15 protein-coding genes, 1 other RNA gene and 3 pseudogenes are annotated in these 23,175 nt (G+C 72.1%); 9 read left to right on the top strand and 10 right to left on the bottom strand.

Annotated features, from left to right (window positions below; all coding sequences use genetic code 11):
• Positions 1–23 precede the first annotated feature (23 nt).
• Complete coding sequence (locus tag ACZ4IF_RS01795) at positions 24–1,211, bottom strand: hypothetical protein (protein ID WP_467559919.1); 1,188 nt, start codon at positions 1,209–1,211, stop codon at positions 24–26.
• Between the two features lie 1,846 nt (positions 1,212–3,057).
• On the opposite strand from ACZ4IF_RS01795, the gene ACZ4IF_RS01790 reads away from it, so the two are divergent.
• From ACZ4IF_RS01790 to ACZ4IF_RS01780, 3 genes are read left to right on the top strand one after another with little or no spacing between them, the layout of a single operon-like run.
• Entirely contained in the window at positions 3,058–3,909 is an 852-nt protein-coding gene (locus tag ACZ4IF_RS01790) for a Nif3-like dinuclear metal center hexameric protein (RefSeq protein ID WP_467558630.1), read from the top strand.
• The gene (locus tag ACZ4IF_RS01785) at positions 3,906–4,649 is read left to right on the top strand and encodes a zinc ribbon domain-containing protein (protein WP_467559917.1); all 744 of its coding nucleotides are present in this window, start codon (positions 3,906–3,908) and stop codon (positions 4,647–4,649) included. The genes ACZ4IF_RS01790 and ACZ4IF_RS01785 overlap by 4 nt, the downstream gene beginning before the upstream one ends.
• A 12-nt stretch (positions 4,650–4,661) precedes the next feature.
• Complete coding sequence (locus ACZ4IF_RS01780) at positions 4,662–6,089, top strand: bifunctional RNase H/acid phosphatase (RefSeq protein ID WP_467558628.1); 1,428 nt, start codon at positions 4,662–4,664, stop codon at positions 6,087–6,089.
• 141 nt (positions 6,090–6,230) lie between these two features.
• Here the strand turns inward: ACZ4IF_RS01780 and ACZ4IF_RS01775 are convergent, their stop codons facing one another.
• From ACZ4IF_RS01775 to yaaA, 3 genes are all read right to left on the bottom strand, one after another.
• A complete protein-coding gene (locus ACZ4IF_RS01775) occupies positions 6,231–7,046 on the bottom strand; it encodes a helix-turn-helix domain-containing protein (RefSeq protein ID WP_467558626.1) in 816 nt (271 codons plus the stop codon).
• A 154-nt stretch (positions 7,047–7,200) separates the two neighbouring features.
• Positions 7,201–7,845, bottom strand: coding sequence for a bifunctional 4-hydroxy-2-oxoglutarate aldolase/2-dehydro-3-deoxy-phosphogluconate aldolase (eda, locus tag ACZ4IF_RS01770; RefSeq protein ID WP_467558624.1), 645 nt, complete (start codon positions 7,843–7,845; stop codon positions 7,201–7,203).
• A gap of 139 nt (positions 7,846–7,984) precedes the next feature.
• The gene (gene yaaA, locus ACZ4IF_RS01765; RefSeq protein WP_467558622.1) at positions 7,985–8,785 is read right to left on the bottom strand and encodes a peroxide stress protein YaaA; all 801 of its coding nucleotides are present in this window, start codon (positions 8,783–8,785) and stop codon (positions 7,985–7,987) included.
• Positions 8,786–8,894: 109 nt separating this feature from the next.
• On the opposite strand from yaaA, the gene ACZ4IF_RS01760 reads away from it, so the two are divergent.
• From ACZ4IF_RS01760 to rnpB, 5 genes and pseudogenes are all read left to right on the top strand, one after another.
• Positions 8,895–10,325: an RNB domain-containing ribonuclease gene (locus ACZ4IF_RS01760; RefSeq protein WP_467558620.1), complete on the top strand. Its 1,431-nt coding sequence runs from the start codon at positions 8,895–8,897 to the stop codon at positions 10,323–10,325.
• Positions 10,326–10,496: 171 nt separating this feature from the next.
• Positions 10,497–11,075, top strand: a complete 579-nt coding sequence (locus tag ACZ4IF_RS01755) for a Uma2 family endonuclease (protein ID WP_467558618.1) — start codon at positions 10,497–10,499, stop codon at positions 11,073–11,075.
• Positions 11,076–11,193: 118 nt separating this feature from the next.
• Complete coding sequence (locus ACZ4IF_RS01750) at positions 11,194–12,045, top strand: AraC family transcriptional regulator (protein WP_095933948.1); 852 nt, start codon at positions 11,194–11,196, stop codon at positions 12,043–12,045.
• A gap of 25 nt (positions 12,046–12,070) precedes the next feature.
• Positions 12,071–12,898, top strand: a pseudogene (locus tag ACZ4IF_RS01745) (DMT family transporter); the annotation flags it as partial.
• A gap of 70 nt (positions 12,899–12,968) precedes the next feature.
• Positions 12,969–13,374: RNase P RNA component class A (rnpB, locus tag ACZ4IF_RS01740), an RNA gene on the top strand.
• Positions 13,375–13,628: 254 nt separating this feature from the next.
• Here the strand turns inward: rnpB and ACZ4IF_RS01735 are convergent.
• Complete coding sequence (locus ACZ4IF_RS01735; RefSeq protein ID WP_467558616.1) at positions 13,629–13,949, bottom strand: DUF4276 family protein; 321 nt, start codon at positions 13,947–13,949, stop codon at positions 13,629–13,631.
• Here ACZ4IF_RS01735 and ACZ4IF_RS01730 point away from each other — a divergent pair.
• Positions 13,915–15,036, top strand: a pseudogene (locus ACZ4IF_RS01730) (DEAD/DEAH box helicase); the annotation flags it as partial. The gene ACZ4IF_RS01735 and the pseudogene ACZ4IF_RS01730 overlap by 35 nt on opposite strands.
• A 523-nt stretch (positions 15,037–15,559) precedes the next feature.
• On the opposite strand, the gene ACZ4IF_RS01725 reads toward ACZ4IF_RS01730, so the two are convergent.
• The 5 genes and pseudogenes from ACZ4IF_RS01725 to lat form a co-directional block, all read right to left on the bottom strand.
• Positions 15,560–17,452 (bottom strand): DNA/RNA helicase domain-containing protein, encoded by a 1,893-nt coding sequence (locus ACZ4IF_RS01725; protein ID WP_467558614.1) that lies wholly within the window; start codon positions 17,450–17,452, stop codon positions 15,560–15,562.
• Between the two features lie 349 nt (positions 17,453–17,801).
• Positions 17,802–17,966 (bottom strand): annotated as a pseudogene (locus ACZ4IF_RS01720) (NUDIX domain-containing protein); the annotation flags it as partial.
• Positions 17,967–17,988: 22 nt separating this feature from the next.
• Positions 17,989–20,181, bottom strand: a complete 2,193-nt coding sequence (locus tag ACZ4IF_RS01715; RefSeq protein WP_467558612.1) for a thiamine pyrophosphate-dependent enzyme — start codon at positions 20,179–20,181, stop codon at positions 17,989–17,991.
• The gene (locus ACZ4IF_RS01710) at positions 20,178–21,731 is read right to left on the bottom strand and encodes an aldehyde dehydrogenase family protein (RefSeq protein WP_467558610.1); all 1,554 of its coding nucleotides are present in this window, start codon (positions 21,729–21,731) and stop codon (positions 20,178–20,180) included. The genes ACZ4IF_RS01715 and ACZ4IF_RS01710 overlap by 4 nt, the downstream gene beginning before the upstream one ends.
• An 89-nt stretch (positions 21,732–21,820) precedes the next feature.
• Positions 21,821–23,161: an L-lysine 6-transaminase gene (gene lat, locus ACZ4IF_RS01705; protein WP_467558608.1), complete on the bottom strand. Its 1,341-nt coding sequence runs from the start codon at positions 23,159–23,161 to the stop codon at positions 21,821–21,823.
• Positions 23,162–23,175: the final 14 nt, after the last annotated feature.

Below are 23,175 nucleotides of genomic sequence, written 5' to 3'. Positions count from 1 at the left end.
TCCTTCTTTGCAGCCGGGGGATTCTAACCGGCCGTCACCACAGAGGTGTCGGCGGGTGACGGCACCGGGGCGACCGGACGCACCACCCGGCCCTCCAGGGGCGCCTGCTGGAGAGGGACGGGACGGGCGGTGACGGGCGGGGCCGGGTCCTGAACGGCGTCCCGGTCAGGACCCCCTTCCCCCGTCCCCGCGGGTGCTCCCACCCGGGCCACGCCGCACCGCACCGCCCCCGTCGCGTACGGCAGTTGGAGCACCCCCTCTCTGGTCCACAGCCCGGTGCCCGCCAGCCATCCCGCCGGGGCGGGGAGTTGGTGGACATGGCGTTCGGCGGGGCGCCAGATGCCCAGCCAGGTGCCGGCCGGGCCGTCGATGCGCAGCGCCACCGCACAGGTCTCGGGGGTGAGCACCTGGCCGGGCTGGATCGCGAAGGGCGTGACGGTGTGTTCCGGCGCACGCAGGCAGTCCGGGAAGCGGACCGGGAGGGTGCTGCCGAGGACGCCCCAGCCGAGGCGGTCGTGGCCCGGCGACGGCGCGTCGGAGCGGATGAGCAGGAGTCCGCTGTCGGCGTCCGCGAGGAGCAGGCGGTCGTTGCTGCGCTCGGTGATCTGCAGGAGCGGGGACATCTCGCCGCCGCGTTCCAGGTCGACGACCACCGTCTTGGTGCGGCCGTCCTGGAACCGGTCCAGGGCGAGCAGCCGGCCGGTGCGGTCCAGCCAGACGCCACCCGAGCAGTGGCCCGGCACCTCGGCGACGTGCTCGGGGCCGAACGCGCCGCCCGCCACCCGCCACACCGTCGTGGAGCCGCGGCCGACGGCGAGGGCGTACGCGCGCTGCCCGCCCGGCGCGGGCGGCAGCAGCCGCAGCCTGGTGTCGGCGTCGGGGCACTCGACGGCGCCGAGCGGCAGTTCGCCGGTGCCCGGCCCCGTCGGATACAGCAGCGAGAAGGTGTGCCGACCGTCCACGACCCGGTGGATCAGCACCCGTCCGTCGGTCAGCGGCAGTACCTCGGTGCCGGGCTCCTCCGGCTGGTTGACCGGCAGCGGCACGGCGTACGGCTCGGGCCCGTCCAGCGTCCAGCGCTCCGGGTACCAGGACGCGCCGTCGAGGGCGAGCCGCGCGGCGTACGTGCCGTCGGCGGCGATCACACACCCGGGCCGTGCGGCCCACGCACCTTCGTCCACTCCCACCGCCTCCACGTCGGTCCCGACCACCCCGTCCCGGACCTGGCCACCCGCGTCCCCGGGCGACCTGTACTGGATGTGGTCACCCGTGTCCCCGGTACACCTGTCCTGGATCCGGCCACCCGCGTCCTCGGCGTGGCCGGCCGTGCCTCGGCTCGCGTGCTCCCGTGGGCCGACCGCGGCGGGCTCTGCCGCGGTCCCCACGGCTTCTGCGGCGCGGTCCGCCGCGTTGTTCGCCGCGCCGTTCGCCGCGTTGGCGCACGGGCCGCCCGCAGCGCCGTCGGCCGCGAGCTCGACGGAGCCGTCCGGCGTGGTGCCGGTCGTAGCGTCGGTCACCCCGTTCGTCGCGCCGACCCACGCGCCGTCGGCCGCGCGCTGCAGGGGGACACCGGCGGCGCGGCCGCCGGCGCCCCGGACGACGAAGCCCGTGGTGCGGTCGGCCGCGCTCCCTGCCGCGGGCCCCCACGCGACTGCGGCGCCGCCGGCCGGACTCCCCGACGCGATGCCGACCGTGGGGTTCGCCGCGGTCCAGGTGGCGCCGCCCGTCTCGACACCGGTGGCGGGGTTCGTCGTGGTCCAGCGCGTGCCGGCCGTCGCGATGTCGACGGTGGGGCCGGGTACGTTCCGCGGCGCGCTGTCCGTCTCGGCGCCGACGGCGGGGTTCGCCGTGGTCCAGGTCGCGGGGTCCGTCGTGCCACCGGCGGCGGGGGCCGTCCGGGTCCAGCTCGCGGTGTACGCCTGGACGCCGGCGGTGGCCGTCGCGTCGTCGGCGGTGGGGACGGCCGCGGTCCAGCGCGTGCCGGCTGTCGCGACCTCGACGGAGGGCCCGGCCGGGATCCCGGCCGGGCCCTCCCGCGCGATCCGTACGGCGCGGTCGAGCGCGCTTCCCGCCGTGTCACCCGCGGAGGGGTCCGTCGTGCTCACCGTGCCGGTGCTCACGTCGGGGTTCACCGCGCCCCAGGTCGTGCTCCGCGTCCCGAAGCCCGCGGCAGGTTCGGGAGTGCTCCTCGTCGTGCGCCCTGCGGCGCCGCCCGCGGCGCGGTCGGCCGCGGCGTCCGTCGTGCTGCCCGGCGTGTGACTGGCGGTGTGGTCGGCCGTGGCGTCCGTCGTGCTGCCCGGCGTGTGACTGGCGGTGTGGTCGGCCGTGGCGCCCGTCGTGCTGCCCGGCATGTGACCCGCGGCGGGGGCGGACGCGTTCCCGTCCGCCCCCTCTGCGCCGTCCGGGACAGGGGCCGCCGCGATCCGGGCCGTACGCCCGGCCGCGCTCTCCGTCGGGAGGACCGCAGCGGGCACGACCGCGTGGCCCGGTACGTTCCCCGCCATGGCGTCCACGGCGCGGTCCGGGGCGACCCCCGGTGCGCTGTCGGGCGTGAGGCCCGCGGTGGGCTCCGGCGCGGTGTCCGGTGCGCTCCCCGCCGGGCGGTCCGTGGCGGCCGGCGGTGCCGCGGGCGCCGGTGCCGCGGTCTCCGCCGGCGCCCCCGTGGAGCGGTCCGGCACGAACTCCGCCGCCGTTCCCGCCGGGTGATCCGCCGCGAGCGGTGTCGTCGCGTGGTCCGGTACGAGCCCCGCGGGGTCCTCCGGCACGAGCCCCGAGGCGTTCCCCGCCCCGGGCTCCGTCGCACAGACCGTCATCGTTCGGTCACCTCCGGCGATGAAGCTAGTTTTCGCACGCACAGACGTGGGATCGACGAGCTGCCCCTTCACACATAAGGGTGGCCATGTCGGGATTCGCCTGAGGAAACGGGGGCGGGTGTGCTGAACGGTGGTCAGGAGACGGGAACGGGCCGCGCGCGCCGGGGCCCGCCCGCTGCCGGGCCCCTGGTCGAGTGCCCCGCGGCAGGCCGGGCACGGACACGGGGCAGGTAGCCTTTTCCCCGTGCCCCGTCTGTCTGAAGTCATCGCCGCGCTCGACGCTCTCTGGCCCCCCGAGAGGGCCGAGGGGTGGGACGCGGTCGGCACCGTCTGCGGCGACCCCGACCAGGAGGTCACGCGCGTCCTGTTCGCCGTCGACCCGGTCCAGGACATCGTCGACGAGGCGGTGAAGCTGGGCGCCGACCTGCTCGTCACCCACCACCCGCTCTACCTGCGCGGTACGACGACGGTCGCGGCCGGCACCTTCAAGGGCCGGGTCGTCCACACCCTGATCAAGAACGACGTCGCGCTGCACGTGGCCCACACCAACGCGGACCGCGCCGACCCGGGCGTCTCGGACGCCCTCGCCGGCGCGCTGGACCTGCGGGTCGTACGGCCCCTCGTGCCGGACCTCGCCGACCCGGAGGGCCGCCGCGGCCTGGGCCGCGTCTGCGAGCTGGACCATCCGCTGACCGTCCGTGAACTCGCCGCCCGCGTCGCCGAGCGGCTGCCCGCCACCGCGCAGGGCATCCGCGTCGCCGGCGACCCCGAGGCACTCGTACGGACCGTCGCGGTCAGCGGCGGCTCGGGCGACAGCCTCTTCGACGACGTGCGCGCCGCCGGCGTGGACGCCTTCCTCACCGCGGACCTGCGCCACCATCCGGTGTCCGAGGCCCGCGCCCGCAGTCCTCTCGCGCTGCTCGACGCGGCGCACTGGGCCACCGAGTGGCCCTGGTGCGAGCTGGCCGCCGCCCAGCTCGACGAGATCTCCGACCGGCACGGATGGGGACTTCGCGTCCACGTCTCCAAGACGGTCACCGACCCCTGGACCGCCCACGCGGCCTCTCACACCGACACATCAGGAGCCCCCAACTGAACGCCGCGCCCGCCGACCAGATCCGACTCCTCGACGTCCAGGCCCTCGACGTACGCCTGCAGCAGCTCGCGCACAAGCGGAGGTCGCTGCCCGAGCACGCCGAGATCGACTCGTTGAACAAGGACCTCACGCAGCTGCGCGACCTGCTCGTCGCCGCGCAGACCGAGGAGAGCGACTGCGCCCGCGAGCAGACCAAGGCCGAGCAGGACGTCGACCAGGTGCGCCAGCGCGCGGTCCGCGACCAGCAGCGCCTCGACTCGGGTGCCGTCACCTCCCCGAAGGACCTGGAGAACCTCCAGCGCGAGATCACTTCCCTCGCCAAGCGCCAGGGCGACCTGGAGGACGTCGTCCTGGAGGTCATGGAGCGCCGTGAGTCCGCCCAGGAGCGGGTGACCGAGCTGACCGGCCGCGTCTCCTCCGTGCAGCAGAAGATCGACGACGCGACCGCCCGCCGGGACGCGGCCTTCGAGCAGTTCGACGGCGAGTCGGCCTCGGTGACCAAGGAGCGCGAGGTCATCGCGGGCACCATCCCCGCCGACCTGCTGAAGCTCTACGACAAGCTGCGCGAGCAGCAGGGCGGCATCGGCGCCGCGCGGCTCTACCAGCGCCGCTGCGAGGGCTGCCGCCTGGAGCTCAACATCACCGAGGTCAACGAGGTGAAGGCGGCCTCCCCGGACACGGTGCTGCGCTGCGAGAACTGCCGCCGCATCCTGGTGCGCACCTCCGAGTCCGGCCTGTAAGGAGCCTGGCGCGTGCGGGAGTTCATCGTCGAGGCCGACGGCGGTTCCCGGGGCAACCCGGGGCCCGCGGGCTACGGCTCCGTGGTCGCCGACGCGGCCACGGGCCAGACCCTGGTGGAGCGCGCCGAGTACATCGGCATCGCCACCAACAACGTGGCCGAGTACAAGGGTCTGGTGGCGGGCCTGCGCGCGGCCCGCGAGCTGGACCCGACCGCCTCGGTCCGGGTCCGCATGGACTCCAAACTGGTCGTCGAGCAGATGTCGGGGCGCTGGAAGATCAAGCACCCGGACATGAAGCCGCTGGCCGCCGAGGCGGCGCGGATCTTCCCGGCGTCGCAGGTGACGTACGAGTGGATCCCCCGGGAGCGCAACAAGCACGCGGACCGGCTGGCCAACGAGGCGATGGACGCGGGCAAACGCGGGGAGCAGTGGTCGCCGTCCGCGTCGACGGCGGAGCTGGACGCGCGGGCCACGACGGCCGGTCCGCCCGAGCCGTCCGGCCCGCCCGGGGACGCGGCGGCGGGCGCCGCGAGGGCCCGCGCGGCCCTCGCGGGCGCACGCGACGACACGGCAACCTCTGCCACGCCGACTCAGGGAGCGCCCCTTCAGGGGCGCGGGGAACTGCGCGCCCGGCCCGCGGGGACCCGCGGCTCGACGACGTCCGACACCCCCCGGCAGCCCGGCGGCGACGCCGCGACGTCGGAGGCCGACAAGCGCGCCGCGCGAACCGTGGCGGTGGCGACGGGCACGGCCGACAGGCCCGCCCCCGCGGAGGGCAAGGCGCCGACCGTCGGATGGGGCGCGGCCCCCGACATGGGCGCTCCCGCCACCTTCGTCCTGCTGCGCCACGGCGAGACCCCGCTGACCCCGCAGAAGCGGTTCTCGGGCAGCGGCGGCAGCGACCCGTCGCTGTCGGACGCGGGCCGGGAACAGGCCGAACGGGTCGCCGCGGCGCTCGCCGCACGCGGCACGATCCAGGCGATCGTGGCGTCCCCGCTCGCCCGGACCCGGCAGACCGCGGGCGCGGTGGCCGCACGGCTCGGACTCGACGTGACCATCGAGGAGGGGCTGCGCGAGACGGACTTCGGCGCCTGGGAAGGGCTGACGTTCGGCGAGGTCAGGGAGCGCTGGCCCGAGGACCTGAACGCCTGGCTCGCCTCACCTAGGGCCGAACCGACCGGCGGCGGCGAGAGCTTCACGGCGACCGCACGCCGGGTCGCCGCCGCGCGCGACAGGCTGATCGCGACGTACGCGGGCCGCACGGTCCTGCTCGTCACGCATGTCACGCCGATCAAGTCGCTGGTGCGTCTGGCGCTCGGCGCCCCGCCGGAGTCGCTGTTCCGCATGGAACTGTCCGCGGCCTCGCTCTCCGCGGTGGCGTACTACGCGGACGGCAACGCGAGCGTCCGGTTGTTCAACGACACCTCTCATCTGCGCTGAGCTCACCCACGCGGAGGCGGGCACCCGTCGTACGCGCGGAGGCGGGCACCCGTCGTCCGCGCGCAGGCGAGGCACGCGTCGCCCGCGCCGAGGTCGGCACCCGAGGTCCGGGCCGAGGCCGGCACCCGCGGCCCGCACCCGTCATCCGCGCCGCGCCCCGCGTGCGGCGGCACGGTCGCGCAGGATCGAGGCGGTCTCCCGGTCCGCCGGGAGGAACGCCTCCAGGTGCAGTTCGGCGAGCGTGACGTCCACGGCCGTCGCGAAGGACGTCAGCGTCGTGAGGAGTCTCAACTCGCCCTCGGCGCAACGCAGTCGCAGCGGCACGGCGAAGCCGACGTAGTCCGTGGCGGGTTCGCTCGCCGGCACGTACCCGGCGAGCTCCCCGGCCAGCGCGTCGAGGAGCGGGTCGGGGCTGCGCAGGGCGCGCGCCCGCAGGCTCTCCACGATGTGCCGCCCCCACACATCGAGGTTCACCACCCGCGGCCCCATGCCACGCGGATGCAGCGCCAGCCGCAGCACGTTCACCGGGGGCGCGAGCAGTTCGGGCGCGGCGCCCTCCGTGAGCACGTCGAACGCCGCGTTGGCCGCGACGAGTTCGCCCCGGGGGCCCGCCACCACGGCCGGATACGGAAGGTGCCCTTCGAGGATGCCGTCCAGCGCTTCCCGTACGGGCTTCAGTGCGACCGCGTCCAGGGACGACTCGGTGAACGCCGGGGCGTAACCGGCGGCGAGCAGCAGCGCGTTGCGCTCGCGCAGGGTCAGCTCCAGCGACTCGGCGAGCCTGATCACGATCTCCCTGCCGGGCAGCGAACGCCCGCGCTCCATGAAACTGACGTACCGCTGCGTCGTCCCCGCGCGCGAGGCCAGCTCCAGCTGGCTCACCCGGCGCGCGGTGCGCCAGCGCAGCAACTCCCGTGCGAAGGCGGACGGTTCGGTCGCGGGGATGCCGGTGGTCATGCCTCAGTTGTACGCGACGGCTCGGACAGGGCCGCAGCCCGTGCGCCTCGCACGCCGTCCGCACGCCGCCGCGATGCGCGCGGGCCCTCCCCGGCGCGGTCCCGCCGCCGTCGTCGTGGCTCAGCGGACGCCCGACCGCGGCACGCCACGGACGCTACGGCCGCAAGCCCGCCGCCTCGCGTGCGAGACGCTCGACCCGCCCCCAGTCCCGTGCCGCGACCGCGTCCGCGGGGAGCATCCAACTTCCGCCCACACAACCGACGTTCGGCAGGGCCAGGTACTGCGGGGCGGAGTCCGGACCGATGCCGCCGGTCGGGCAGAACCGTGCCTGGGGCAGCGGGCCCGCCAGCGACGTGAGGTACGCCGTGCCGCCGGCCGCCTGCGCCGGGAAGAACTTCATCTCCCGCACCCCTCGCTCCAGCAGCGCCACGACCTCCGACGTCGTGGACACGCCGGGCAGGAACGGCACCCCGGACGCCGCCATGGCGGCCAGCAGCGCGTCCGTCCAGCCGGGGCTGACGAGGAAGCGGGCGCCGGCCGCCACCGAGTCCGCGACGTGCGCGGGGGACAGGACCGTGCCCGCACCGACCACGGCGTCCGGGACCTCCGCGGCGATCGCCCGGATCGCGGGGAGGGCGGCCGGGGTCCGCAGCGTCACCTCGATCGCGGGCAGCCCGCCGGCGACCAGCGCCCGCGCGAGCGGGACGGCGTCGGCGGCGTCCTCGACCACGACGACGGGGACGACCGGCGCGAGGTCCAGCACGGAGGCAGGCGAGAAGGAGGGCAGCGGCGAAGTCATGGCCTCATCCTGCCCGGCGGGTGCAGCATGCGCAAAGGTCGTTGCACATGCTGCAATGTCCTGTCGTGCCTCACCCGGAACGAGGCGCCGCCACGGTGTGCCGTGCCTCACCCGGCGCGAGGCGCCGCCGCGGCCCGGCTCAGTGGATCTCCCTCACCACCACGTCCAGCGCCCACGGCCTGCCCGCCCGGCCGGGCGCCTCCGCCTCCACCGTGTACCCGAGGTCCCGCAGCGACTCCACCAGCTCCGCCGGGCCCTTGGGCGCGATACCGGCGCCGAGGAGGCTGCGCACGATCCTGCCCTTGGTCGCCTTGTTGAAGTGGCTGACGACGGAGCGCTTCTCCACCCCGTCGACCAGCTGCGCGTGCAGCACCCGCACGGTCGCCGTCCGGCCCGCCACCTCGCCCTTCGGCTTCCACGCCGCCGTGTACGCGGAGGAACGCAGGTCCAGGACGAGTCCGTCGCCCGCCGCCTCGGGCAGCGCGGTGGCCATCGGAGTACGCCAGTGCGTGCCGAGCGCCCCGAGCCCCGGCAGCTTCACGCCCATCGAGCAGCGGTACGAGGGGATGCGATCGGTCACCCGGACCGCGCCCCACAGCCCCGAGAACACCAGGAGCGAGCGGCTCGCCCGCCGCTTGGCCGACGCGTCCAGCGAACCCAGGTCCAGGGCGTCGTACAGGACACCCGTGTAGATCTCCCCGGCCGGCCGGGCCCCCGCGGCGCGCAGCTCCGTGTTCTTCGCGATCTCGCCGCGCAGCCCCTCGCTCAGCCCGAGGACCTCGCGGGCCTTCTCCTCGTCGCCCGAGCACAGCTCGACCAGCTCGTCCAGGACCGCCTGCCGTGCCTCGGTGAGACCGGGCAAGGACAGTGACTCCAGCTTCAGCGCGGCCCCCCTGCCGGAGGAGGCCTTGCCTTCGGAGGGCGGCAGCAGCACGAGCACGGTGGTGTTCTCCTAACGGTGGTGTGGCCCGGCGCCAGCCTAAAGGGTGCCGGGCACGCCGTTCCGCGCCCGGAGTGCCGCCCGGTGGCGCTCGTCCTACGCTCGACCCATGCCCCGACGTCACATGCGCGTCACCGGTGCACCGGAGGCTCCCCTGCGGGCCGCGCTCCGCGCGCTGCGCACCGAGCTGGGCGTGCCCGAAGGCTTCCCGCCCGACGTGCTGGAGGAGGCCGGGCGGGCTCCCCGGCCGCCGTCCGACGACGCGACGGACATCCCCCTGTTCACCATCGACCCGCCGGGCTCCATGGACCTCGACCAGGCGATGCACCTGTCCCGGCGGCGCGGCGGCTACCGCGTCCGGTACGCCATCGCCGACGTCGCGGCCTTCGTCGCACCCGGCGGCGCCCTCGACGCCGAGGCCCACCGGCGCGTGACCACGCTGTACTTCCCCGACGAGAGGGTGCCGCTGCACCCGGCGGCCCTGTCCGAGGACGCCGCCAGCCTGCTCCCGGACCGGACCCGTCCCGCCGTCCTGTGGACGATCGACCTCGACGCGGACGGCCGTACGACGGCGACCGACGTCCGCCGCGCCCTCGTCCGCAGTCGTGCCAGGCTCGACTACAAGCATGCGCAGAAGCAGATCGGGGAGGGGACGGCGGAGGATCCACTGGCCCTCCTCAAGGACATCGGGCAGGCACGCGAGGAGCTGGAGGCCGAGCGCGGCGGCATCTCGCTCAACGTGCCCGAACAGGAGATCGTCGACGAGGACGGGACGTACGAACTCGTCTACCGCGCCCCACTCCCCGCCGAGAACTGGAACGCGCAGCTCTCCCTGCTCACCGGCATGGCGGCGGCCGAGCTGATGCTCTCGCACGGCACGGGGATCCTGCGTACGCTGCCCACCGCCCCCGACGGCGCGGTGGGCCGTCTGCGCCGTACGGCCAAGGCCCTGCGCATCCGCTGGCCGCACCATGTCTCGTACGCGGAGCTCATCCGCTCCCTCGACCCGCACTGGCCGCACCACGCGGCCTTCCTCCAGGAGTGCACGACACTGCTGCGCGGCGCGGGCTACACCGTGTTCCGGGACGGCGTCCTCCCCGAGACCACGGTCCACTCCGCCGTCGCCGCGCCCTACGCCCACTGCACGGCCCCGTTGCGCCGGCTCGCGGACCGGTACGCGTCGGAGCTCTGCCTCGCGGCGGCCGCGGACCGGCCGCCACCCGAGTGGGTCCTCGCGGCCCTCGACGACCTTCCCGAGGTGATGGCGGAGGGCAGCCGGCGCGCGGGCACCGTGGAGCGCGAGTGCGTCGACATCGTGGAGGCGGCGCTGCTGAAGGACCGGGTGGGCGACCTCTTCGAGGCTTGTGTGGTCGACGTACAGGAGCACGAACCCACCGTCGGAACGGTGCAGTTGGAGTCCCCGGCGGTCGTCGCCCGGATCGCCGGGGGCACGACGGGACTCCCCCTGGGCGAGCGCCTGCGCGTACGCCTCACCCAGGCGGAACCGGGCACGGCGAAGGTGGAGTTCGCGCCCGCGTGATCTCCCGTACGGGCCGGGCGGCACCGGCCGTCGAGCGGGGGCCCGCCGTGTCCGCGCGTCCCTGACGGCGACCGTGATCGTGTGCCACGATCGAGGGAACGGTTCCCGATCTCATGGTCAGGTGGTCTTCCGGTGTCCGAGTCTGGCGAACGACCGAAGGAGGGGCGTGACATGACTGCCGTGGCGCACGAGCCCACCACGCCGGCCGAAGGCCTGCTGGACATCTTCCTGTCCCTCGACACCCCGGAGGGGTTCCGGGCCGAACTGATCGAGGGGGAGATCCTTGTGACACCGCCGCCGGACGGGGATCACGAGGACTACATCAACCGGATCATGAAACAAGTGATCAGGCGGTCCCGCACCGACATGGATTTCTCGGGGAACAAGGGCCTGAAATTGCGGAGCGGGGGCGGCTGCCCGAAGAATTATGTGATCCCGGACGGCACCTTCGCGCCCGCAGAGCTGCGGCTCTACCGGGGCGCCGACTCCTGGATGCCGTGCGACGGAGTCTCCATGGTTCTCGAAGTGGCGTCGACGAAGCCCGAGGTCGACCGAGAGGCCAAACGCCGCTGCTACGCCCGCGGCGGCATCCCCCTCTACCTGCTCGTAGACCGCGACGCCTCCGCGATCACGCTGTTCGGAGACCCGGAGAACGACGACTACCGACGGCACTGCACGCTTCCCCTCGGCAAGCCCCTCTCCCTCCCGGAGCCCTTCGCCTTCGAACTGGACACGTCGGACTTCCTCTGACCGCCCGCGCGGCCTTCCGTACCACGGCCCGCCCCCGTCATCCATGCCGCGATCCTGCCACCCGCCCGCGGCATGGAAACGGGTCCTCCAGGCGTTGCACCCGCCAGGGAGGTGCGCGGTGGGCGGACGGGAACAGGCGTTGTGGACCAGGGCGCGGCTGGGGCGCTGCGGGCCGCCGCTCGACCTCCTGACCGCCCGGTTCGACCGGCACGTCTACGCCCCGCACGCCCACGAGGAGTTCACCATCGGCGTCTGCGTCGGCGGGTCCGAGATCATCGACTACCGCGGCGGCCACATCCGCACCGGGCCCGGCTCGATCGTCGTCCTGGCCCCCGGCGAGATGCACACCGGCGGCCCCGGCAACGCCACCGACGGCTACGCCTACCGCGCCCTGTACGCCGAGCCCTCCCTGCTCGCCGACGGCACCCTCGGCGGCCTCCCGCACTTCCGCGAGCCGCTCCTCGACGACCCCGAGCTGGCCGCCGCGCTCCGCGCCGCCCACACCGAACTCAGCGCCTGCCCCGACCCGCTGGAAGCCGAGTCCGTCCTCCCCTGGCTGCTCACGGGCCTCGCCCGCCGCCACTCCACGGCCCGCGCGGCGTGCGACACGGTCACCGGGGCGGCCCACATCGCCCGCGCGGTACGGGACCGCCTGGCCGACGAACTCCAGGCACCCCCCTCGCTCGCCGCGCTCGCCGCCGACCTGGGCCTGTCCCGCTACCAACTGCTGCGCGCCTTCCGCACGGCCACGGGGATACCGCCGTACGCCTGGCTGGCCCAGTACCGGGTGAACCGTGCCCGCGGGCTGCTGGACTCCGGGCTGCGCCCCGCCGAGGTCGCCCCGCTCGTGGGCTTCGCCGACCAGGCGCACCTGACCCGCTGGTTCCGGCGGGTGCTCGGCGTGACACCGGCGGCGTACCGGGCGAGCGTGGCGGCGACGGCGTACCGCAACAGCGTTCAAGACTCCTGAGGGACCGGCGGCCGACACTGCCCGCATGACTGCACGCGGCTGGTTTCTCTTCTCCCTCATGGGAGTGGTCTGGGGCATCCCCTACCTGATGATCAAGGTGGCGGTGGACGCCGTGTCCCCGTCCGCGGTGGTGTTCACGCGCTGTGCGCTCGGCGCCGCGCTGCTGCTCCCCTTCGCGCTACGCCAGGGCGGCCTGGCCCGCAACGTCCGCACCCACTGGCGCCCCATGCTGGCGTTCGCGTGCATCGAGATCATCGGCCCCTGGTGGACCCTGACCGACGCCGAACGCCACCTGTCGAGCTCCACGGCGGGCCTGCTGATCGCCGGCGTCCCCATCGTCGGTGTGCTCGCCGCCCGCCTCCTCGGCGACACGGAACGGCTCGGTACCCGCCGCGTCACGGGCCTCGCCCTCGGCATGTCCGGCGTCGCGGTCCTCACCGTCCCGCACCTGACCGGCGGCGACGCCCGGTCCCTGGCCGAGGTGCTGCTCACGGTCGTCGGCTACGCGACGGCACCGGTGATCGCGGCCCGCCATCTGAAGGACGTGCCGTCGCTCCACCTCACGGCGCCCTGCCTGGCCCTGGCGGCGCTGGTCTACGCCCCCGCCGCGGCGGCCACCCGGCCCGACACGCTCCCGTCCGGGCAGGTCCTGGCCGCCCTGGCCGGCCTGGGTGTCATCTGCACGGCGGTCGCCTTCGTCGCCTTCCTGGAACTCATCAAGGAGGCGGGCCCGACGAGGGCGACGGTGATCACGTACGTCAACCCGGCGGTCGCGGTGGCGGCCGGCGCCGTCTTCCTCGACGAAACCCTGACCGCCGGCGTCCTCGCGGCCTTCGCCCTCATCCTGGCGGGCTCGGTCCTGGCCACGGCGACCGCCGGTCCCCGGCGCCTCGCCCGCCCGGTACCATGGTCGGCACGGCAGACGAGCCGGGCGGACGGCCGCGTGGAGGTCCTTGTGGACCTTCCCGAGGAACGTCCGGGCTCCACAGGGCAGGGTGGTGGCTAACGGCCACCCGGGGTGACCCGCGGGACAGTGCCACAGAAAGCAGACCGCCGGGGGCTTCGGCCCTCGGTAAGGGTGAAACGGTGGTGTAAGAGACCACCAGCGCCTGAGGCGACTCAGGCGGCTAGGTAAACCCCACCCGGAGCAAGGTCAAGAGGAGTCGCTGTAAAAGGCGTCTCTGCGCGGACGTTCGAGGGCTGCCCGCCCGAGTCCGCGGGTAGACCGCACGAGGCCGGCGGCAACGCCGGTCCTAGATGGATGGCCGTCTCCCCGGCCGCCGCGAGGCGACCGGGCGACAGAACCCGGCGTACAGCCCGACTCGTCTGCCATTGTGACCCTGACGGGGGAACTTCCTGATCGGGGCGACAATGCGTCCCGTGGGAGCGCCTACCTGTACCTGCAGTTTCCCGGGGGTTCCCGCGCGATTGTGCACGGCGATGTGTATGCGAGCCGAGAGTGGCGCCAGAGGCGTGCCTCAATTCATGAACGGTCCGTAAGTGTGAGCCCTGGGCGGGGCTCTGCACAAAAGATTGCAAGGGCGACGACGAGCGGGATCCTGTGTGGCGGCTTGTTGCGGGAGTCACGCCATGTCACGCGGGGGAGACGCCATTCGGGCTCTCACAGGCTCGTGAGCGCCAGCAGTTTGTCGATCCAGGTGTCGAAATGCGGGCATGCCGCACGCCAAGGAAGGCAGCCCGAGGTCGGCAACTGCTACTGGGCCGTCCTGGGTCTTGAGGTACCCGGGACGCAAACGCAGGAGTCGCTTCGACGGAGCTGTGTCCGGCCCGTCGTTTACGGCTTCGGGACCACCCGCCGCATCGACTTGCCTTTTGAGCTCGCCGCCCAGCGCCGCATCGTCGTACCAGTCCGCCAGTTCCTTCCTCCAGCGACTCGGTCGCACCGGGCGCCGTCCCGGAGCTCCCCGTAATTGCTTGTTCCTCGCGCTGGACGAGAACGGTCTACTCTCGGCGGCGGCGCTACTCCTGCTGTGGTCGCGCGGCTGGGTCGAACCTGTGGTCGCGCCACCGGAACCTCGTCACATCGTGGCGCAACAGATACTGGCGCTCTGCCTGCAGGAGCACTCGGTCGGAGACAAGCTGTGGCAGGAGTGGTGGGGCGGGCTCGGCCCGTTCGGACCCTCGGCGGACCCCATCATGCGGCATCTGATCAGCGAGGGGTATCTGGACCAGGACGAGGGGATGCTGTTCATCGGCCCCGAGGCCGAACAGCGCTTCGGTTTCCGGAACTTCATGGATCTCGCCGCGGTGTTCACCGCCGCTCCGGAATTCACAGTGCTGACCGGACGCACCGAGATCGGTACCACCGACCCCGCACTGCTGACCGACGAGGTGGCAGGTCCCCGTCGGTTGCTGCTGGCCGGGCGGAGCTGGCAGGTGACCTACATCGACTGGTCGCGACGACGCTGTTACGTCGATCCGGTCGAGGGCGGGGGCAGAGCTCGCTGGGGCGGAGTCGGCTTCGCGCGTACCGCTTCTTACGAACTGACGCGTGCCGTACGGGAGGTGCTCCTCGGGGCCGAACCTCCGATCACCCTGACCAGACGTGCTCGCAGCGCCCTGGCACAAGCACGTGAGGAAAACGCCGAGTTCGTCCATCCGAACTCCACGGCCATCGTCCGGGGTGGGAAGGACACCAACGTGCGGTGGTGGACTTGGGCGGGCTACCGGGCCAACGCCACGCTGGCCGCCACGCTCGCCGGGGTCGCAGATCCTCTCCAACGCCCCACCGACGCATACATCAGACTTCGTGAGGACCTGTCTCCCGACGATTGGAAGAAGGCCAGGATCGATGTGGCCGAGCGCCTCTGCCTGCCTTCCGTAGATATGCGTGCGCTGAATGGGCTCAAGTTCAGCGCTGCACTGCCGGATCGCCTGGCCACGGCCACGCTCGCCACTCGCCTCGCGGATCTCAGCGGTGCGTCGGCAGTGCTTTCGGAGACTTCCCGGTTCACCTCGCTGGGCAGCTGATGCGGGGAGAGCGTCGGTACTGCAGCAGTGGACAGAGCGGGCGTCGCCACCAGGGGCATCCGTCATGTCTCTCGCAGTCTCGATGCCGGATGCCTCGGCGATAGCGGGTTTCACGTCCGTGGTGCCTGCTGGAAACGGTGTTCCGCGGACTGCGTAGCTTTCACGACCGCGACGGGGGCGTCTCCTTACGTAGCCGTCAAGGTAGCCACGCAGGCACCCTCCCTGCGCGTTTACGCAGGTCATAGCGTTGCGGTGACTCTCCCCGGCGTATAGCCCGACTCGTCTGCCGCTTCTGCCCCTGAGCTGGGGCGGAGCCGGTAATCCCGTGATCCAGAAGGCCCGTGGGGAGTCTCTGGGGAGAATCAGCCGCAACACCCTCCCCAGATGGCTTGCATGCACCTGATCCCGGCTCCCCGTCGCCGCCCTCCGCCGTGTCCGCAGGCGCCTCGGAGCCGCACTCGTAGCCCACGCTCTCGACGGGCGTCGCTCTGACAACGGATGACCACCGTTCGCGCACGCGGGACTACACGAGCACCGGTGCCTCGACCTCGGATGCCGGGTGGATGAGGGACCGCAGCTTCTCGCGGGTCTCCGGGTCCGTCGAGTAGACGATCGTGCCGATCATGCCGCGGGTCAGCAACACCTTGTAGGTGTTGCGGATGAGCCGGTTAATGTCATCGTCCGATGTCGCCTTGGTGAAGGAGGGGTCCTTCGACGCCGAGCGGTCCACGACCCAGTGGTCCGTGCGCCACACCAGGTCGGGGCCGAGGATCACGCCCGACCAGTCGTACTCGAAGCCCTGAGCGGTGTAGACGCAGCCGACCTGGCCGAAGCCTGCCGGGTCGGTGGCCCAGAGAGGTGCGGGCGGCGCTCCGAGTAGAGATCTGTCGCCGTACACGTTCCAAGGGCGAGCCCACTCGCCGATGGTGACGTCGGTGGGGAGCGCCGTCATGTCCGGGGTGATCTTCGTGGTCCATTTCCAGCAGTAGCCGGCCGACATCCGCGCGCCGTAGCCCTCCTCGCGACGGGCGACGAGGAAGTCCTCCAGCTCCTGAGGACTCTCCGCGGTCAGCAGCTCGAACTTGTCGTCCGGCTCCCATTGGTGGGGTGTTCCGTCGTCCAGGCCGAGCAGGTCGATGACCCACTTCTCGTACGCCTCACTGCCGCCGCACCGGAACTGGCCGTCCAGTTCCACCACCATGCAGTCCACGCCTTGGGCGGCGGCGACCCGCTGGATCTCCTCTTTGGTTCCCATCTCGCCGGGTCTCACCACCTGGTGCTGATCGAGGAGGAACACCGGCACCCGGGCCGCGTCGATCAGCTCCGCCACCTGGGGGCGGCCGGTGCGCAGTTCAGCCTTGGTGTAGCGGTTGGCGGAGGTCTTGCGGAGCCGGTGGGCCTCGTCGCAGACCAGTACGTCGAGGTCGTTCGGTTCGGCGTCCATGAAGCTGTTGAAGTACTTGAACAGCTGCTGCACCTCGCGCTTCCTGTCTCCCGCGACCTTCCGCATCGTCTTGGTGAACGACGCGGACCCCGTCGCGTGCAGAGCGGGCACCCCGCGTCGGTAGAGCTCGCCCAACAGGGACATCGCGATCACGCTCTTGCCGGAACCGGGGCCGCCGGTCACCACGATGACCTGCTTGTGATTGGACCGCTTGGCCTTGCGTACGGCGGACATCACCTTCTCGTAGGCGATCCGCTGTTCGGCGATGAGCACGAACTGTTCGCGGTCGCGGATTTCGGCCGCCGCGACGGCCATCAGCTGCTTCGACGGCCGTACCTTGGCGTCGAGCAGTAGGTCCGCCGCCTGCGCGCCGGGCTTGGCGGCGAGCCGTGAGCGAAGGAAGTCGAGGAAGGCGCCGCGCTGTTCGCCGGTGTACATCCGGCCGTGCTGGTCCTCCTCGACGCCGCGCAGCCCTGCCACCCCGAACTCGGTCGCGTTGTGGAGGAACGCCACACCGGCCAGCGACTTGGGCATCCGCTCCAACGCCCCGTTGAAGGACAGCAGGTATTCGCAGTAGCCCCGCACTTGCTCGATCGGGTTGAGCACGGGCTCCGCGTAGGAGTCGATCCGGCACAGCAGTGGCTCGTCCTCCTCCGGGTAGGCCGTGCTCCACTGCTTGAGTTCCACGACGACGTAAGACGGTTCGCCTGTGGCCGGGTGGACGCCGGCCAGTACGGCGTCGGCACGCTTGCTGGTGAGAGGCAGGCTGTATTCGACGAGGACTTCGACGTCGTCGAGCCCGGCCTCCATGAGTGCGTTGGCGAGCGCGGGCAGGCTGCGTTCCCAGGACCGCATCTCCGCCGGTGCGGGCCTCCGGCCGTGCTGGTGACGGAAGTTCTCGGTCAGATGCAGCGCCAGCGACCCTTCGAGGATGCGGGCGGCCACGGACGCCGCGGCCTCACGAAACAGCAAGAAAACGCCCCCAGGCAGCACGAAGAAGACTCGTGCGGGTGGGGGCATGTCCTCCGGTGTCCGCCGGCAGGCGGATCAGGAAGCCCGTCGGGCCGCTGAGATGGTGCTCGCCATCCTAGGTCAGCGTGTGGTCACGAGGAGGGGATGGGCGGGTTTGGCTCGGCCGGGTGGTGCGGCGGTGTTGTGGTTGGTGGCGCGCGGATTTCGGGCGGGGTTGTGGACTGTCTCTCCTATGTCGGGACGGCTCCTGCCTTCTCCACCACCGAGCAAGCGCTTTCAAGATCACCTCCGACTGATTCTCGGTGTGCTGTCAGGAGGCCCTTCTTGATTCGGCCCGCCAACGTGGCCGTCAGTCCCACCCAGCCAGACATGCCTGCGGGCCATGAGCCAGACAGCGCCGGAGGGCGCTGACGGTGGTGTCCACGAACTCCTCGGGAATTGCGTCTGCGTCGACCCAGCGGACCTGGGAGTGCTCGCGCATCATCCGCGAGCGCCTCGAACCCACCGGTGTCCACGGCCGCCCGACCAGCCGGCCATCACCTCTGAATATTCGGGCCTGCGGAGAGCATCTCGGTCGCGGCGCGCTCGACGTCCGCCTCCGACACAAGTACCAACTGAGCTGCATTCCCCAGCGGGACGAAGCTGTCCACGCTCGCGACCCGTCTGATCGCCCCGGTGAATCCGGCATCGACCAGGGCGGTCACGACTCCCTCCGACACGCCTCCCGTACGGCGGGTCTCGTCGACCACGAGGACGCGCCCCGTCGCACGGGCTTCCCGCAGGAGGTCGTCGAGTGGGAGGGGGGCCAACCAGCGCAGGTCGACGACCCGGCCGGCGATGCCCTCTCGATCCAGCCGGCGTGCGGCTCGCAGGGAGATGGGCAGGCCGTTGCCGAAGGTCACGAGGGTCAGGTCCGTGCCTGTGCGGTAGGTGCGGGCCCGGCCGATCGGTACGTGGGCTGCGGGGGGCGGGTATGCCGCCAGCCAGGCGTTGTCGCCCTCCTCTTGGAGGTCTCGCGTGTGGTAGAGCGCGATCGGCTCCAGGAAGGCGCTGACCGTGCCGTCCACCTGCGCGGTCGCCACGCATGTGCGGAGCATCGCCGCCGCGTCGTCGGGGCGGGAGGGGGAGGCGATGACCAGGCCGGGGATGTCGCGCAGGGCGCCGAGCGCGTTGTCGTTGTGGAAGTGGCCGCCGAAGCCACGCTGGTAGCCGTAGCCGGCGATGCGGACCACGAGGGGGTTGCGGTACTGGCCCTGGGAGAAGAACTGGAGCGTGGCGGCCTCGCCTCGCAGTTGGTCTGCGGCGTTGTGCAGGTAGGCGAGGTACTGGATTTCGGCGACCGGCAGGAGTCCGGACAGGCCCGCCCCCAGCGCGAGGCCGAGGATGGACTGCTCGTCGAGCAGGGTGTCGAAGACCCGAGCCGTACCGAAACGCCGTTGCAAGCCCCGGGTCAGGCCGTAGACGCCGCCCTTGCGGCCTACGTCCTCGCCGAAGACGACCATCTCCGGATGGCTGCCGAGCAGGTCGGCGAGTGTGTGGGTGATGGCTTGGGCGACGGTGACGGGCTCGCCCACGGGGGCTGTGGGTGGTTCGGTCGTACGGCGTGCCGCAGCCGCCACGAGGGCGGGGCGGCGGGGTGCGATGGGGGCTGTGATCTGCGCGACGGTGGTCAGGGGCTCGCTCTCCAGGGCCTCCTTGGCCACGGCGAAGACGCGTCCGCTCACCTCGTCGTACCGGTCGAGAACCTGCCGCGGTGAAAGGATGCCGGCCGTTGTGAGCAGCCGGGCCGTGGCCAGCAGTGGGTCGCGTTCCAGGTCCGCGGCGACTTCGGACGGCGTGCGGTAGGCGGCTTCGGCGTCCGAGCCCGCGTGGCCGAGGAAGCGCACCATCGACAGGTGCAGGAAGGCGGGCTGCCGGTTCTTGCGTACGTGGGTCACTGCCTCGCGCGCGGTGTCGAAGGCGGCTCGCGGATCGCAGCCGTCCGCGGCGAAGTAGGTGAGAGAAGGCCGGCGGCCGTAGGCCTGCCGCACCCAGTCGTGCGGTGTCGGAACGCTGATGCCCAGGCCGTTGTCCTCGCAGACGAACAGGATCGGCATCGGGAGGCCCTGGTAGGCCGCGTGGCAGGCGCTGTTGATGGCGCCCGCCGCCGTGGAGTGGTTCACGGAAGCGTCGCCGAAGGTGCAGCAGACCACGGCGTCGTCGGGCCAGGCGCACTCGGTGCCGAGGCGCTTGGCGCGGGCGATGCTCCATGCCACGCCGACCGCTCGGGGCAGGTGGGAGGCGATGGTCGACGTCTGCGGGATGACGGCCAGTTCGTGGCGCCCGTACACCTTGTGCCGTCCACCGGCGATCGGCTCCTCGGCCCCGGCGGCCACCCCCAGCAGCATGTCCCTGACGGCGTCGACGCCGCCGGCCTGCCGGGCGCGGGCGCAGTAGAAGGCGCCGGACCGGTAGTGCAGCAGCGCCGGGTCGGTGGGGCGCAGGGCGAGGGCGAGTGCGGCGTTGCCCTCGTGCCCGCTCGATCCGATGGTGTAGTAGCCGCGGCCCTGTTGTTGCATCCAGCGTGCGGCGGCGTCGGCGTGCCGGCTCTCCGACTGCGCGTCGAACAGGTCCAGCGCGGTACCGGTGTCCAGTCCGCCGGCGTGGCGCAGCGGGATCGCCGCGTCCGCAGACCGTGGACCGGCCACCGCCTCGCGGAAATGCCGCTCCAGCTCCTCGACGGCGCTCACAGACGGAAGGACAGGTCGGGCTCGAGCGCGGCCACGTCCATCTGCGCCTTCTGCAGACGGCCGGAGTGGTCCCAGTTCATGGACTGCCAGCGGGTGAACTGGTCGAGCACCCACTGCCCAGACTGTCGACTGCCGTTGCCCGACTTGCCGTTGCCGCCGAAGGGAAGGTGGGCCTCGGCTCCGGAGGTGGTGTTGTTGACGCTGACCATGCCCGCGGAGATGCCGCGCCGGTACGTCCATACCTCGTGCGGATCGTTGGTGTAGATCGCGGCGGACAATCCGTAGCCATGGGCGTTGGCCAGATCGAGGGCCTCGTCGAAGTCCCGGTAGGTCGTCACTCCGACGATGGGGCCGAAGGTCTCGTTGAGGAACAGGTCGTCGTCGCGGCGCACTCGGTCGACGATCACCGGGTGGTAGAACATGCCCGCCTCAGGGTCCCCGACGAAGCCCTTGCGCGGGTTGGCGGCCGTGATCCGCCCGATGCCGTCCGAGCCGTAGGTGCGGTGGTGGTCCTTGATCCAGCCGAGGAAGGTCTCGTAGCGCTGCGCGAAGCGCTCGTCGAGCATCGGGCCGTAGAGGACGTCCTCGAACGCGTCGCCGATCCGGACCGCGCGGCTCGCGGCGTCGAAGCGGGCGAGGAAGTCCTCGTGCACCGACTCGTGCACGATGAGCGTCCCGAGGGAGGTGCAGCGCTGCCCCGCGGTGCCGAACCCGGAGAACAACGCCCCCTCGACCGCCAGGTCGAGGTCGGCGCTCGGGGTGACCACCTGAGGGTTCTTGCCGCCCAGCTCCAGGCACGGGGTCTGCAGGTGGCTCCCGCACAGGGCGCCGATCCTCCGGCCGACGAGCGTGGACCCCGTGAAGCCGACCTTGTCGACCAGACCGGCGTCGAGGGAGGCCTCCAGACCGGCGTATGTCTGCTCCCCGTCGGCGAGGACGAGGTTGAGTACGCCGTCGGGCAAGCCCCCTCCGTGCACGAACAGCTCGAAGAGGGCCTTGGCGCTCGCGGCGGCGTAATCGGCGGGCTTCCACACCACGGTGTTGCCGGTCACGAGCGCCGGTACGAGGTACCAGGCCGGCACGGCCACCGGGAAGTTGCCGGCGGTGATCACAGCGACCGCGCCCATGGGGTTGCGGAAGGTGAACAGCTGCTTGTCCGGCATCTCCGAGGGCACCGTCTGCCCGTACAGCCGGCGGCCCTCGCCCAGGAAGAAGTCGCAGGTGTCGATGATCTCCTGGACCTCGCCGAGTGCCTCGGCCAGCGGCTTGCCGATCTCCTCGGTGACGATGCGGGCGAGCCGGTCCTTGTTGGCTTCGACGAGCCGGCCGATCTTTCCGATCGCGGACCCGCGCACCGGCGCCGGGACGTCCGCCCAGGACCGCTGAGCCGCCTTCGCGGCCCTGGCGGCCTCGACGAAGGTCGAGGCGTCCCCGAGCGAGACCTCGGTGACCACTTCCGCGGTACGACCGGGATTGGGGCGCCGCAGAGTCCCGCCGGGAGCGCCGGCGACCGGACGGCCGGCAACGATCGAGGCGACGGAACGGGCCATGTCTTCGCCCTGCCTTTCGGGTGGGTTGGGCCGGGGTGGCTGGTACGGGGTCGGCTCGTCCGGTACGGGTCAGTCTCGTCCGGTACGGGTCAGTGGAGACCGGCGAGGATCCGGTCGAGGGCCCGCAGGGCGAACCCGAGCTCGTCCCGGGTGATGGACAGGGCAGGGCGGAAGCGCACCGTGCGCTCACCACACGGCAATGCGATCACCTGTTCCTCGGTTCGCAGCCTGCGCACCACGTCGTCGCGCACGGCGCCGTCGGGCAGATCGACGGCGCACATCAGTCCGCGGCCTCGCGCGTTGGCCGCCAACGGTGTGTGCCGGACTTCGAGATCACGCAGTTCGGTCAGGAACCACGCTCCCACGGCAGCGGCATTGGCCACCAGGTCGTCCCTTTCGATGATCTCCAGGATGCGGCGGGCCCGGACCATGTCGACGAGTCCGCCGCCCCAGGTGGAGTTGATCCGCCCGGAGACCTGGAGGACGTTGTCGGGTACCTGGTCGACCCGGCGGCCGGCCATGATGCCGCCGAGCTGGACCTTCTTGGCGAAGGCGACGATATCCGGCTCGAGGCCGAGTTGCTGGTAGGCCCAGGTGGTGCCGGTGATCCCCACCCCGGTCTGCACCTCGTCGAGCACGAACAGCGCGTCGTACTGGTGGCAGAGCGCCTGCATCGCCTGCAGGAACTCCGGGCGCATGTGGTTGTCGCCGCCCTCGCCCTGGATCGGCTCGGCGATGAAGCAGGCGATGTCGTGCGGGTTGTCCTCGAACGCTCGCCGCGCCTGCGCCAGGGACTCCCGCTCGGCCTCCTCGACCTCGGCGAGGTGGCGCTCGAGGGGGAAGCGCACCGCGGGTACGTCGATGCGCGGCCAGTCGAACTTCGGGAAGCGGGCCGTCTTGTTGGGCTCGGTGTTGGTCAGCGACAGGGTGTACCCGCTGCGGCCGTGGAACGCCCGCCGAAGGTGGAGCACCTTGGTGCCGAGCTCGGGGGAGCGGCCTGCGGCCTCGTTGCGGCGGCTCTTCCAGTCGAACGCCGTCTTGAGCGCGTTCTCGACGGCGAGCGCGCCGCCCTCGACGAAGAACAGCCGCGGCAGGTCCGGATCGCCCAGCACCCGGGCGAACGTCTCGACGAACTCGGCGTAGTGCGTGGTGTAGACGTCGGGGTTGGCGGGCTTGTTCGCCGCCACTCGGGCGAGGAGGGTCATGAACTCCGGGTCGTCCACGATGCCCCGCGCGTTGAGCCCCAGCGGGGCGGACGCGAAGAACGAATAGAGGTCGAGGAACTTCCCACCGGTGCGCGCGTCGATGATCCACGAGCCCTGGCTGTCGAGCAGGTCGAGCACAAGCTTGAAACCGTCGGTCAGCACATGCCGGCCGAGCCTCTCGTGCACCTCGTCGGGGTGGACTGTCGACACTGCGGCAACCGTCATGGAGGCACCTACTC

Source organism: Streptomyces sp. NPDC025784 (assembly GCF_055558435.1).
This window is presented reverse-complemented; position numbering and strand designations above follow the sequence as displayed.